General features: G+C 59.7%; 10 protein-coding genes. All 10 read left to right on the top strand.

What is annotated here, in order from left to right; all coding sequences use genetic code 11:
• Nucleotides 1-13: 13 nt before the first annotated feature.
• The 10 genes from argR to HMPREF9623_RS02785 are packed head-to-tail and all read left to right on the top strand — an operon-like array spanning nucleotide 14 to nucleotide 12,569.
• Entirely contained in the window at nucleotides 14-463 is a 450-nt protein-coding gene (gene argR / locus HMPREF9623_RS02830; RefSeq protein ID WP_009532389.1) for an arginine repressor, read from the top strand.
• A gap of 8 nt (nucleotides 464-471) precedes the next feature.
• Nucleotides 472-2,127 (top strand): DNA repair protein RecN, encoded by a 1,656-nt coding sequence (recN, locus tag HMPREF9623_RS02825; RefSeq protein WP_009532388.1) that lies wholly within the window; start codon nucleotides 472-474, stop codon nucleotides 2,125-2,127.
• Nucleotides 2,124-3,569: a glycogen synthase GlgA gene (gene glgA, locus HMPREF9623_RS02820; RefSeq protein ID WP_009532387.1), complete on the top strand. Its 1,446-nt coding sequence runs from the start codon at nucleotides 2,124-2,126 to the stop codon at nucleotides 3,567-3,569. The genes recN and glgA overlap by 4 nt, the downstream gene beginning before the upstream one ends.
• A gap of 28 nt (nucleotides 3,570-3,597) precedes the next feature.
• Nucleotides 3,598-4,065 carry a divergent PAP2 family protein gene (locus HMPREF9623_RS02815; RefSeq protein ID WP_009532386.1) on the top strand — a complete coding sequence of 156 codons (468 nt, stop codon included), beginning with the start codon at nucleotides 3,598-3,600 and terminating at the stop codon, nucleotides 4,063-4,065.
• A gap of 5 nt (nucleotides 4,066-4,070) precedes the next feature.
• Nucleotides 4,071-5,081 (top strand): peptidylprolyl isomerase, encoded by a 1,011-nt coding sequence (locus HMPREF9623_RS02810; protein WP_195891205.1) that lies wholly within the window; start codon nucleotides 4,071-4,073, stop codon nucleotides 5,079-5,081.
• Entirely contained in the window at nucleotides 5,068-5,565 is a 498-nt protein-coding gene (locus HMPREF9623_RS02805) for a DUF5721 family protein (RefSeq protein WP_009532384.1), read from the top strand. Before HMPREF9623_RS02810 ends, HMPREF9623_RS02805 begins: the two co-directional genes overlap by 14 nt.
• Nucleotides 5,566-5,575: 10 nt before the next feature.
• Nucleotides 5,576-6,154 carry a sigma-70 domain-containing protein gene (locus tag HMPREF9623_RS02800; RefSeq protein WP_009532383.1) on the top strand — a complete coding sequence of 193 codons (579 nt, stop codon included), beginning with the start codon at nucleotides 5,576-5,578 and terminating at the stop codon, nucleotides 6,152-6,154.
• 31 nt (nucleotides 6,155-6,185) lie between these two features.
• Nucleotides 6,186-9,938 (top strand): phosphoribosylformylglycinamidine synthase, encoded by a 3,753-nt coding sequence (locus HMPREF9623_RS02795; protein ID WP_009532382.1) that lies wholly within the window; start codon nucleotides 6,186-6,188, stop codon nucleotides 9,936-9,938.
• A gap of 46 nt (nucleotides 9,939-9,984) precedes the next feature.
• On the top strand, nucleotides 9,985-11,304 hold the full coding sequence (locus HMPREF9623_RS02790; RefSeq protein ID WP_009532381.1) for an aspartate kinase: 1,320 nt from the start codon (nucleotides 9,985-9,987) through the stop codon (nucleotides 11,302-11,304).
• Between the two features lie 8 nt (nucleotides 11,305-11,312).
• The gene (locus HMPREF9623_RS02785; RefSeq protein ID WP_009532380.1) at nucleotides 11,313-12,569 is read left to right on the top strand and encodes a BaiN/RdsA family NAD(P)/FAD-dependent oxidoreductase; all 1,257 of its coding nucleotides are present in this window, start codon (nucleotides 11,313-11,315) and stop codon (nucleotides 12,567-12,569) included.
• Nucleotides 12,570-12,575: the final 6 nt, after the last annotated feature.

The raw sequence follows: 12,575 nt of genomic DNA, 5'->3' as shown, positions 1-12,575 counted from the left end.
AGGGGGGCGACAGATGAAGCTGGAGAGACATTCAAAAATTGTCGAGTTGATTGGAAAGAAGGAAATTGAGACGCAGGAGGAGCTGGTCGAGGAACTCAGAAAGGCCGGTTTTCGCGTGACGCAGGCCACGGTATCCCGCGACATCCGCGAGATGCGGCTCACCAAGGTCGCAACGGATAACGGCAAGCAGCGCTACACCGTCATGCAGAACGAGGATCCGAAGATTGAGAAATATGTCCGGATTCTCCGGGACAGCTATCAGGGCATGGACAGAGCCCAGAATCTGCTGGTTGTAAAGACGGTCTCCGGTATGGCCATGGCGGTCGCGGCCTCGCTGGATGCGATGCACCTCCACGAAGTTGTGGGCTGCGTGGCCGGAGACGACACGGTATTCTGCGCGACGCGCTCCACGGACGACACACTGCTTCTCATGGAGCAGATCAGAAAAATGCTTCTGGGCTGAGGTGAACCATGCTGCTGGGATTGCGGGTGAAGAACTTTGCACTGATTCGGGAGGCGAGCCTCTCGTTTGATACGGGCTTCACAGTGCTGTCCGGCGAGACAGGTGCCGGAAAATCCATACTGATAGATTCGATTTCCGCCCTGCTCGGCGCGAAGACAGGGCGGGATATGATACGGAACGGCGAAGAGGCCGCCTATCTGGAACTCATCTTTTCGGTACGGCAAAAAGAATTGAGAGAGCGTCTCGCGGCCCTCTCGATTGTGCCGGAGGAGGACGGAACCGTCATCGTGAGCCGGAAGATTCAGAAGACCCGTAGCATATCCCGGATTAACGGCGAGGCGGTCACAGCGCGGCAGTTAAAGGAACTCGCGGCTCTGCTCATTGACATTCACGGGCAGCACGAGGTGCAGACGCTCTTCTCGACCGAGATGCACGGACGGCTACTCGACGAACTGTTGCCGCCTGCGGGGCAGGCAGCTCGGGAAGCCTATGCGGAGGCCTACCGGGCGTACCGGCAGCTGCTCCGGCAGGAGCGGGAGAGCGCGGACCGCGCGGCGCTGCTCCGGGAGGCGGATTTACTCGCATTTGAGATCCGGGAGCTCTCGGAGAGCGGAATACACCCGGGCGAGGAGGCAGAACTCGCCGAAGCGTATGCGAGCGCAAAACACGCGGCGCAGATTGAAGAAGCGCTCGCCGAGGCCGAGCGCGCGCTTCAGACCGATGCGGTCTCGGAAGCGCTCCGCGCGGTGCGCGCCGTGGTGCGCTACGCGACATCGCTCGAGGCGCTTGCGGGGCAGCTGACCGAGCTCGACGCCCTCGTCCAGGATGCGGCCGAAGCCGTGCGCGGGGAGCAGGGAAAGGTCGAGAGCGACGAGGAGACGTTAAACCGTCTCGGCGAGCGGCTCGATTTGCTGCGTCACCTCGAGGCAAAGTACGACTGTGACGAGGAGGGCCTGCTTCGCCTGCTGGAACAAAAAGAGGCGCGCGCCGCGGCAATCACCGCGCTCTTACGGAGTGCCGAGACCGTAACGCAGCAAAAGGAAAGCGCACGGCAAACGCTCTGCGCGGCCGCGGCTGCGCTGCGGGAGTTCCGGCATCGGGCGGCGGAAAGCCTTGCGACGCGAGTCGAGACCGAGCTCGCGGCGTTGAATTTCAAGGGCGCGCGCTTTGAAGTCCGGTTTGCGGAGCTTGCCGATTTCGCGGAGAGCGCGGAATTCTATATCCGGACCAATCCGGGCGAGGAAATCAAGCCGCTCCGCCAGATTGCGAGCGGCGGCGAGCTGTCCCGCGTGATGCTCGCCCTGCAGACTGTACTCGCTGCCAAAGATCGGGTGGAGACCCTGATTTTTGACGAAATCGATGCGGGCATCAGCGGGCGCACCGCGCAGCTCGTCTCGGAGAAACTGATGGAAATCAGCCGGACCCGTCAGGTGCTCTGTATTACGCATCTCCCGCAGCTCGCAGCCATGGCGGATCACCACTACCTGATTGCGAAGGAGACGGACGGCAGCAAGACGGAGACGGAAATTCGGGAAATCACGGGAGAGGCGCTCTACCTGGAACTGGGACGACTGATCGGGGGCGCCGAGATTACCGCAGGTGTCCTGAAGACAGCAGAGGAAATGAAACAACTTGCAGAGAAAAGAAAGGAAGAAATGAGATGAAGAACATCTTGTTTGCTGCTTCGGAAGCGGTTCCGTTCATTAAGACCGGAGGACTCGCCGATGTCGCCGGATCCCTGCCGGCCTGTTTCGACAGGAGATACTACGATGTGCGCGTCGTGCTGCCCAAATATCTCTGTATTCCGGAGAGATACCGGAATCAGATGGAATATGTGACGCATTTCTACATGAACTTTAACGGCGCGGACCGCTATGTCGGCGTCTTAAAGCTGGTAGAAGACGGCATCACCTTTTATTTCATCGACAATGAGAGCTATTTCGGCGGACTGCGCCCCTACGGCGACTGGCTCTACGACCTCGAGAAGTTTGCTTTCTTCTCGCGCGCCGTGCTCTCGGCCCTTCCGCTTCTCAATTTCCGTCCGGATCTGATTCACTGCCACGACTGGCAAACCGGCCTCATTCCGGTTTACTTAAAAGAGCGCTTTGCGGGCGGCGAATTTTTCCGGGGCATCAAGTCCGTGATGACCATTCACAATCTGAAATTCCAGGGAATCTGGGATGTCGAGACCATTGAGCGTATCACCGGTCTCTCGGAATATTTCTTCACGCCGGACAAACTGGAGTCCTATAAAAACGGCAACTTTTTGAAGGGCGGCATTGTCTACGCGGACGCTGTCACGACCGTGAGCCCGACCTATGCGGAGGAAATTCAGATGCCGTTTTACGGCGAGGGCTTAGACGGCCTCATGCGGGCGCGGCGCAATTCGCTCCGCGGCATCGTAAACGGCATTGACTACCGCGAGTTCGACCCGGCGACGGATCCGAAGATCGCGGAGCGCTACGACGTGAAGAACTTCCGCCACGAGAAGAAGAAAAATAAGGCAGCGCTCCAGGAGCGCCTCGGACTGCCGGTCGACGACAAGAAGTTTGTGCTCGGCATTGTGTCCAGACTCACAGACCAGAAGGGGTTCGATCTGATTCAGGGCGTCATCGAGGAGCTTTGTCAGGAAGACCTCCAGTTTGTGATTCTCGGCACGGGAGAGGAGCGCTACGAGAACCTGTTCCGCCACTACGACTGGAAGTACCACGACAAGCTCTCGGCGCAGATTTACTATTCGGACGATGTGGCACATGCGATTTACGCGGGGGCCGATGCCTATCTGATGCCTTCGCTCTTTGAGCCCTGCGGCCTCTCGCAGATGATAGCGCTCCACTACGGGACGCTTCCGATTGTCCGCGAGACCGGCGGTCTGAAGGACACGGTGGAGCCGTACAATGAATTCGCCAATACCGGTACCGGCTTCTGCTTTGCCAACTACAATGCGCACGAGATGCTCGACTGCATTCGCTATGCAAAGCGGATTTACAGCGAGAGACGGCGTGACTGGAACCACATTGTGGACCGCGCGATGCAGGCCGACTACTCCTGGCAGCAGTCGGCGCTCAAGTACCAGGAGCTCTACGACTGGCTCATCGGTTACTGAGCGGGCAAACGGACAGAGAAAGGGTTACATGAGTATATTTCATCAATTGCGGGAAAATCAGGTGCTGATGAGCGCAGTCATCGCGTTCTTTGCGGCCCAGCTCGTCAAATTCCTGCTGGAGTTCTGGTCGACGGGGACGGTGAAATTTGAGCGTCTCCTCGGCAACGGCGGCATGCCGAGCTCGCACAGCGCGACGGTTTCGGCGCTTGCGCTCGGCGCGGGCTATTGTTACGGCGCCGCTTCGTTTGAATTTGCCGTGAGTTTTATCCTCGCGATGATTGTGATGACAGATGCGATCGGCGTTCGCCAGGAGACCGGAAAGCAGTCAAAGCTTCTGAACAAGATGATGGAGACGGATTTCTGGAAACAGGAGGACCCCGATTTACTGCCGGTCAAACTCAAGGAGCTGGTCGGACACACGCCGTTGCAGGTCGCCGCGGGTGTGGTGGTCGGCATTTTAGTGGCGCTCGTCGCGGAGTACGGCTTATACCGCTGAGGAGGATGGATACGAAATTGATGAGAGAGAGAACGAAGCAGGCGCGGAAGCGGGGTGGGCAAGTCCTCACCCTGCTTCTTGTCATGTTGTGCTGTCTTCTGCTCGCGGCCTGCGGGAAGAAGGAAGAGAAGGCAGCCGAGAGCACCGCACTGCCCTATTCCGAATCGCAGCTTTTGCTGGTCATCGCATCCGCGAGACAGGAGACGGAGGAAGTCTACGGGAAGGAAATCTGGGACAAACGCGTGAGCGGCGGACGGGAGACCTTCTCGGAGGCTTACTTCGATGAGCTGAAAGAGTTTTTCTATGAGCTCAGCGCGATGAACGGCATGGCGGAGGAGCGGAACGTAAAGCTCGACACGGAGGAGATGAGACGCCTCCACGAGGCAGCGGAGCGCTTCTATACGGCTTCGGTGCAGAACCAGCCGTCCTTCGGCGGGCTCAGCGAAGAAGAAGTCGAGTTTATGTTTCAGCAGTATGCGCGCGCGCTGAAGCTCCGGAAGACAATGCGCGAGGACAGAAGGGCGGAGGTCAGCGAGAGCGAGGCAAAGGTGATACGGCTGCAGAGTGCCGCGTGCGAGAAGCGGGAAGACGCCGAAAAGCTCCGCGATGAGGCGCTCGCCGGCGGCGATTTCCGGACACTCGCGCGGAAATACTGCAACGCGGATGCACCGGTCAAGAAGGTGGCGCGCGGCGACCTCGCACCGGCACTCGAGCGGGTCGCATTCGCGATGGAAGACAATACCGTGAGCGCCGTGACGGAACTTGACGGCAAGTACTATGTGTTCAAGTGCCCGGTGAGCTATGACACCGAGGCGACCGCGGAGCGGCGGAAGAGCCTGCAGGACGAGAGACTGCAGAATCTGGTGCGCGAGGCCTATGAGCGTTACCTCAGCGCCCACCCGATTGCGGAGAATGCGGGGCTCTGGGACAGCATTGAGGGAAAGGTCAGCAAAAATTACAGCGGCAGCAATTTCTTCACTGCCGTGCGGGAGGCACTGCGCTATGAAGGCGTATAAGGCAGAGGAGTTGCGTGCATTTACCGGGGCCTTGTTCCGGAGCGAGCGCTTTGACGCTTTTCTGCTCTGTGAGGCATCTTTCCGGACAGCGTTTTCCCTCGAGATTGACGGCAGGCGCAACAAGGACTGGTACAGTGCGGAAGAGGAACAGGAGCTGGGTCCGGAGGACTTTGTCCGCTGGGGCGAAGTCCGGGAACTCGCGTTTCAGGCAATCCGCGGCAAGAAAGCACCTAAGGCCTTTCGCCTGGTGCTCCGCTTAAACCGGCAGGAGAGCACGGCTTTTCTTGCGGAGAGCGGGAGCCGGCTGCGCCCCGAAGAGGTGAGCGGCTTTTATTGGAATTTGCAGTATGAGGAAAAGACGCTGCGCCTTGTGAGCGGCGTGAGTGTGACGGTATTTCCGGGGGACAAGGCCCTGGAACAGCTCTGGGATCAGGCAACCGTGGCGCGCCTTCGCGCGATGGGACTGGTCATCAGTGAACTCTGAGGAGGCGGCTATGAGACGGGCAGGAGAGCTCTCCGGCGGGAGAGAAGAACAGATACAGGCGGAGACCGAGAATGAAGGCATGACAGGCGCAGACCTGCTCTCGCTCTATCTCGAGGAATTAAAGCAGATTCCGGCACTGGAGGCCGAGGAGGAAGAGGCGCTCCTCGAAAAGCTTCGGGCGGGCGATGCGCGCGCCAGAAAGCGACTCACCGAGGGCTACCTCGGCACCGCGCTTGCGGAAATTCAACCTTTTGTCGGCTCTATGGAGGCGGGCGAACTGATCGGCGTCGCAAATCTCGCGCTGACCGCGGCGCTCTGCGACGAAAAAATATTGGAAAGCACTGTACTTCGTGATACGATTAAACAGAAAGTGCATACAGCTTTGGAAGAAGCCGTGCGGGAGAACCGGCAGAGCGATACGGGCGAACAGACACTTGCGGACCGTATGAACGCGCTGACGGAACTGTCTTCGGAACTCGCTGCAGAGCTCGGCAGAGAGGCGAGTCCCGAAGAACTGGCGTCGCGGCTCGACATCCCGCTCGATGAGGTACAGCGGCTTCTGGCAATGAGTATGCAGGCACTGGAGTGAGGCAATCGGTAATCCGGGAGGAAATTCAGAAATGGGCGTTAGAAGAATCTATGTAGAGAAGAAGAAAGCGTATGCCGTGCGCGCGGTAGAACTGTTTGAGAACATCAAAACCTATCTCGGCATTTCCGATATCGCGGGTGTGCGCGTGCTGGTTCGCTATGACATCGAAAATCTGGACGACAAGACCTTTTCGGAGGCGCGCGGCACCATCTTTTCCGAGCCGCCGCTCGATGAGCTCTACGAGGAAACATTTCCGAAGGAAGCGGGCGACACCGTCTTTTCCGCGGAGTATCTGCCGGGACAGTTTGACCAGCGCGCGGATTCCGCGGTGCAGTGCGTGCAGCTGATTGACAAGGATGCGGCGCCTGTCATCCGGACGGCGACAACCTATGTGCTTTCCGGAAAACTCAGCGCGCGGGAAATCGAAGCTGTCAAACATTTCTGCATTAATCCCGTCGACTCCAGAGAGTGCGCGGAGGAAAAGCCGGAGACGCTCACGCAGAACTATCCGGCGCCGGACGATGTGAAGACCGTCGAAGGCTTCACTGCGATGCCGGAGGATGATTTCCGGGCGCTCTACGCCTCCTTCGGTCTCGCGATGACGTATGAAGACTTCCTGGAGATTCGTCATTATTTCGAGAGTGAGAAGAGAAACCCGACTGTGACCGAGATTCGTGTCCTCGACACCTACTGGTCCGACCACTGCCGCCACACGACCTTCCAGACCGAGCTCACAAGGGTGAGTTTCCTCGACGGCGACTTCCGCGAGCGCCTCACGAAGACCTACGAGCGCTATCGCCGCGACCACGAGGATTTGCTCGGCGGCAGAAGCGATAAGTTCATCTGCCTCATGGATCTCGCGCTGATGGGCATGCGCCGCTTAAAGAAGGACGGCAAGCTCACCGACCAGGAGGAGACGGATGAAATCAATGCCTGCTCCGTTGTCGTGCCGATTACGGTCGACGGCAAGGAGGAGGAGTGGCTCGTCAACTTTAAGAACGAGACGCATAACCACCCGACGGAGATTGAGCCCTTCGGCGGCGCGGCGACCTGCCTCGGCGGCGCCATCCGCGACCCGTTGTCCGGCAGAACCTATGTCTACCAGGCCATGCGCATCACCGGCGCGGCGGATCCGACCCGTCCGCTCGGCGAGACGCTGCCGGGCAAACTCCCGCAGCGAAAGATTGTCAGAGAGGCAGCGCACGGCTATTCCTCCTACGGAAACCAGGTCGGTCTCGCGACCGGCTATGTGAAAGAAATTTATCACCCCGACTATGTCGCAAAGCGCATGGAGCTCGGCGCGGTTATGGCTGCTGCACCGAAGAAGAATGTGGTGCGCATGAGTTCCGACCCGGGCGATGTGATTGTGCTGCTCGGCGGCAGAACCGGCCGCGACGGCATCGGCGGCGCAACGGGTTCCTCTAAGATTCACACGACTGCTTCGATCGAGAGCTGCGGCGCCGAAGTCCAGAAGGGCAACGCGCCGACCGAGCGGAAGATTCAGCACATGTTCCGCCGCCCGGAGGTGAGCCTCTTAATCAAGAAGTGCAATGACTTCGGCGCGGGCGGCGTCGCGGTCGCGATCGGCGAGCTCGCACCGGGCCTCACCATGGACCTCGACAAGGTGCCGCTCAAGTACGCGGGGCTTGACGGCACGGAAATTGCGATTTCCGAGTCGCAGGAGCGCATGGCCTGCGTGCTCGACCCGAAGGATGTCGATGCCTTCCTGCGGTACGCGGAGGAAGAAAATCTCGAGGCGACGCCGGTCGCCGTGGTCACGGCGGAGCCGCGTCTCGTCCTGAACTGGAGAGGCAAGGCGATTGTCGATTTGTCCCGCATCTTCCTCGACACGAACGGCGCGCACCTGACCGCAGAGGTCGAGGTGGAGCTGCCGAAGCGAAGCGAGAATCCCTTCGGCTATGCAGCCGGTGAGTCGGTCAGAGACAAGTGGCTGAATGCGCTCGGCGATTTGAATGCCTGCTCGCAGAAGGGCCTGGTCGAGATGTTTGACGCCTCGATCGGCGCGGGCACCGTCACGATGCCCTACGGCGGCAAGTACCAGCTGACCGAGACCCAGAGTATGATTGCAAAGATTCCGCTCTTAAAGGGACACACCGATGCGGCGACTGTCATGAGCTACGGTTTTGACCCCTATCTCTCGAGCTGGAGCCCCTACCACGGCGCAGTCTACGCGGTCTGCGACTCGGTCGCGAAGGTCGCTGCGGTCGGCGGCGACATCGATAAGATTCATCTGACCTTCCAGGAATTTTTCCGCCGCATGGACGACAACAAGCCGGAGAGATGGTCGCAGCCGTTTGCGGCGCTGCTCGGTGCCTACGAGGCGCAGCTGGAGCTCGGCCTCGCTTCGATCGGCGGCAAGGACTCGATGTCCGGTACCTTTAACGAAATCGACGTGCCGCCGACGCTGGTGAGTTTCGCGGTCGATGTCGCCTCGGTGAAGGATATCATCACACCGGAACTGAAGGTTGCGGGCAACCGTCTCGTGCTCCTCACGGTAAAGCGCGACGGCGACCTCCTGCCGGACTATGCGGATTTGAAGGCACAGTACCGCGCGCTCACCGAAGACATCAAGGCAAAGCGCGTGCTGAGCGCCTATGTGTTGGAGCGCCACGGCGCAGCGGAGGCTGTCACGAAGATGGGGCTCGGCAACGGCCTCGGCGTGAAGCTCGCGGACAATGTGAGCGAGGAGACCTTGTTTGCGCCGGGCTGGTGCAACCTCCTGCTCGAAGTGCCGGCAGAGGCGCTCGGAAAGCTCTCCTGCCGCACGGAACTCTTCGGCGAAGTGACGGCAACGCCTGTACTTTCCTACCGCGGCACCGAAATTTCGCTCGCGGAGGCGGAAAAGGCCTGGACCGGAACCCTCGAGGAGGTGTTCCCGACCCGCGTCACCGAGGGCGGCGAGATTCTGGATCGCCCGCTCTACCATGCGGCGTCTGTCGCGGTCTGCGGTCACAAGATTGGCACGCCGCGCGTCTTCATCCCGGTCTTCCCGGGCACGAACTGCGAGTACGACTCGGCGCGTGCGTTTGAAGAGGTCGGCGCCGTTACGAGCGCGCCCATCTTCCGCAATCAGAACGCGGAGGACATCGCGGCTTCCGTGGAAGCATACCGGAACGAAATCCGGAACGCCCAGATTGTGATGTTCCCGGGCGGCTTCTCGGCGGGCGACGAGCCGGACGGCTCCGCAAAGTTCTTTGCACAGGTCTTCCGGAACGAGGTTGTGAAGGAGGAGCTCTTAAAGCTCTTAAACGAGCGCGACGGCCTGGTACTCGGCATCTGCAACGGCTTCCAGGCGCTGATTAAGCTCGGCCTCCTGCCGGATGCGAACATCAAGGAGCAGGCGCCGGATGCGCCGACGCTCGCGATGAACCGGATCGGCAGACACTTGAGCCGTGTCGTGAACCTGAAAGTGGTGTCGGACAAGTCCCCGTGGCTTCGGAAGGCGGAACTCAGCGGCGTGTATGCAAACGTGATTTCGCACGGCGAAGGACGTTTTGTCGCGCCGCAGGAGACCATTGAGGCGCTCTTCCGGGCAGGACAGGTCGCGACGCAGTACTGCGATCTGGAGGGCAGAGTCTCGACCGACGAGCTCTGGACGCCGAACGGCTCGTATGCGGCGATTGAGGGCATCACCAGTCAGGACGGGCGCATCTACGGTAAGATGGCGCATCCGGAGAGAATCGGAGAACACATTAACAAGAATATTCCGCTTCGCCAGGACCTCGGCATTTTCGCCGCGGGCGTAGCGTATTTTCGCGGGTGAGCTCTCCATCCCAAAAGAAACAGACAAGTAAGGAGAGTAGGAGTGCATGAAAAAGGTAGTAAAATTTGGCGGTAGTTCCCTCGCCAGTGCGGAGCAGTTCAAGAAGGTCGGTGAAATTATCCGAAGCGATGCGGCGCGGCGTTATGTCGTGCCGAGCGCACCGGGCAAGCGCCACAGCGGCGACACGAAGGTGACCGACCTCCTCTATCAGCTCTATGACAGCACGGAAGATGAGGCGCTCTTTCAGGAGACGCTTGAGGAAATCAAAGGGCGATATCAGGAGATTATTGACGGGCTCTCGCTGGATCTGGATCTCAGTGCGGAATTTGCCGAGCTCGAGAAAAACTTCCGCGCGCAGTGCGGACGGGAGTATGCGGCGAGCCGCGGCGAGTATCTGAACGGCCATGTGATGGCGGCGTATCTCGGCTTCCCCTTTGTGGATCCGGCGGATATGATTTTATTCCACAACGACGGAACGCTGAATGCGGAGGAGACCGAGAGCGCGGTCGCCGAGAGACTGAAGGACTATGACTGCGCTGTCGTCCCGGGCTTTTACGGGCGCAAGGAGGACGGCAGCATCGCGACCTTCAGCCGCGGCGGCTCGGATGTCACGGGTTCGGTCATTGCGGGCGCGATTCACGCCGACCTCTATGAGAACTGGACGGATGTGTCCGGCTTCCTCTGCGCAGATCCCCACATTGTCGAGGATCCCGCGGTCATTGAGACCATCACCTACCAGGAGCTCCGCGAACTCTCCTACATGGGCGCAGGGGTCATGCACGAGGACGCGATTTTCCCGGTGCGGAAAGAGGGCATTCCGATCAACATCCGGAACACGAACCGCCCGGAGGACAGCGGCACCATGATCGTGAGCTCGACCTGCAGAAAGCCGCGCTACACCATCACCGGCATTGCGGGCAAGAAGGGCTTCTGCTCGATTACGGTCGACAAGGACATGATGAACTCGGAGATCGGGTTCTGCCGGAAGGTTCTGCAGGTCTTTGAGGACAATGATATCAGCCTCGAGCACATGCCCTCCGGCATCGACTCGATGACCATTGTCGTGCACCAGTCGGAGTTCCTGGACCACGAGCAGAAGATTGTGACCGGCATTCACCGCGCAGTGCACCCGGACCAGATTATTCTGGAAGACGATCTCGCGCTGATTGCGGTGGTCGGCAGAGGCATGAAGGACCAGCGCGGCACGGCGGCGCGCGTCTTTGCGGCCCTCACGCATGAGCGCATCAATGTGAAGATGATTGACCAGGGGTCTTCGGAGTTCAATATCATCATCGGCGTCAAGGGGCGCGATTTCGAGAATGCGATTCGCGCAATTTACACGATTTTTGTGCTGACGCAGATTTGAGTGCATCCATGAGACAAATTATCGTAGTTGGCGGCGGCGCAGCGGGCATGATGGCCGCAGCGGCCGCCGGAGCTGCGGGCGCGCGCGTCACGCTGCTCGAAAAGAATGAAAAGTTAGGAAAAAAAATCTATATCACCGGCAAGGGACGCTGCAATCTGACGAATGCGGCGCCGATGCGGGAAGTGCAGGCGCAGGTTGTGAGCAACCCGCGCTTTCTCTACAGTGCGTTTCAGGCATTCACCAACGAGGACACGATGCGCTTCTTTGAGTCGGCGGGCTGCCCGCTCAAGGTGGAGCGCGGCGACCGGGTATTTCCGGTCAGCGACCACGCCTCGGATGTGATTCGCGCGCTCGAGCGGGAGATGCAGGCGGCGGGGGTGCGCGTGAGCCTGCATGCGGAAGTGCGCGAACTTCTCTTCGCGGGAGAGGGCGAGACGCGCGCGGTCACGGGCGTTGTGCTGACAAGCGGCGAAGAACTTTCGGCGGACGCCGTGATACTCGCGACCGGCGGTATTTCTTATCCGGCGACCGGTTCGACCGGCGACGGCTACCGCTTTGCGGAGGCCGCGGGCATGGCGGTCACGGAGCGCTACCCTTCTCTCGTGCCCTTAATTTTAAAAGAGCAGGAGAGCTGCGCTGCGATGCAGGGACTCTCGCTAAAGAATGTCACAATCACGCTGAAGGACGGAAAGAAGAAAGTCTACGAGGGCTTCGGCGAGGCGCTCTTTACCCACTTCGGGATGAGCGGGCCCCTGCTGCTCTCGGCGAGCGCGCTGGTCGGGCCTCTGCTCCGAACAAAAAAGGAGCTGGAACTTCGGATAGACCTAAAGCCGGCACTCACGGAAGAACAGCTCGAGCAGAGGCTGCTCCGCGAGTTCGACGCAAACAAAAATAAGGACCTCAAGAACATACTACCCTCGCTCTTTCCGCAGAGTCTCATTTCGGAAGTGCTTCGGCAGAGCGGCATTTCCGGCGAGAAGAAAGCGAGAGATATTACGAAGGCAGAGCGGGCCGCGCTTCGACAGGCGACCAAGAGCCTCCGCTTTACGGCTACCGGTCTCCGCGGGTATAACGAGGCGGTCGTGACGAAGGGCGGTGTCTCGGTGCGTTCCCTCTCCCCGGCAACACTGGAGAGTAAGACTGTGAAGGGACTGTATCTCGCGGGCGAGCTCCTGGACTTAGACGCGATGACCGGCGGCTTCAACCTGCAGATTGCCTGGTCGACCGGCATGCTCGCAGGAAAAAGCGCGGCAGAGCCGAAATGAGCGGGA

The sequence above is a fragment of the Stomatobaculum longum genome, from assembly GCA_000242235.1.
Taxonomy (GTDB): domain Bacteria; phylum Bacillota; class Clostridia; order Lachnospirales; family Lachnospiraceae; genus Moryella; species Moryella longum.
This window is presented reverse-complemented; position numbering and strand designations above follow the sequence as displayed.

What these genes read in the sequence shown, in the direction of transcription:
- argR (WP_009532389.1), top strand. Translation starts at nt 14, where the DNA reads ATGAAGCTGGAGAGACATTCAAAAATTGTCGAGTTGATTGGAAAGAAG.
- recN (WP_009532388.1), top strand. Translation starts at nt 472, where the DNA reads ATGCTGCTGGGATTGCGGGTGAAGAACTTTGCACTGATTCGGGAGGCG.
- glgA (WP_009532387.1), top strand. Translation starts at nt 2,124, where the DNA reads ATGAAGAACATCTTGTTTGCTGCTTCGGAAGCGGTTCCGTTCATTAAG.
- HMPREF9623_RS02815 (WP_009532386.1), top strand. Translation starts at nt 3,598, where the DNA reads ATGAGTATATTTCATCAATTGCGGGAAAATCAGGTGCTGATGAGCGCA.
- HMPREF9623_RS02810 (WP_195891205.1), top strand. Translation starts at nt 4,071, where the DNA reads ATGGATACGAAATTGATGAGAGAGAGAACGAAGCAGGCGCGGAAGCGG.
- HMPREF9623_RS02805 (WP_009532384.1), top strand. Translation starts at nt 5,068, where the DNA reads ATGAAGGCGTATAAGGCAGAGGAGTTGCGTGCATTTACCGGGGCCTTG.
- HMPREF9623_RS02800 (WP_009532383.1), top strand. Translation starts at nt 5,576, where the DNA reads ATGAGACGGGCAGGAGAGCTCTCCGGCGGGAGAGAAGAACAGATACAG.
- HMPREF9623_RS02795 (WP_009532382.1), top strand. Translation starts at nt 6,186, where the DNA reads ATGGGCGTTAGAAGAATCTATGTAGAGAAGAAGAAAGCGTATGCCGTG.
- HMPREF9623_RS02790 (WP_009532381.1), top strand. Translation starts at nt 9,985, where the DNA reads ATGAAAAAGGTAGTAAAATTTGGCGGTAGTTCCCTCGCCAGTGCGGAG.
- HMPREF9623_RS02785 (WP_009532380.1), top strand. Translation starts at nt 11,313, where the DNA reads ATGAGACAAATTATCGTAGTTGGCGGCGGCGCAGCGGGCATGATGGCC.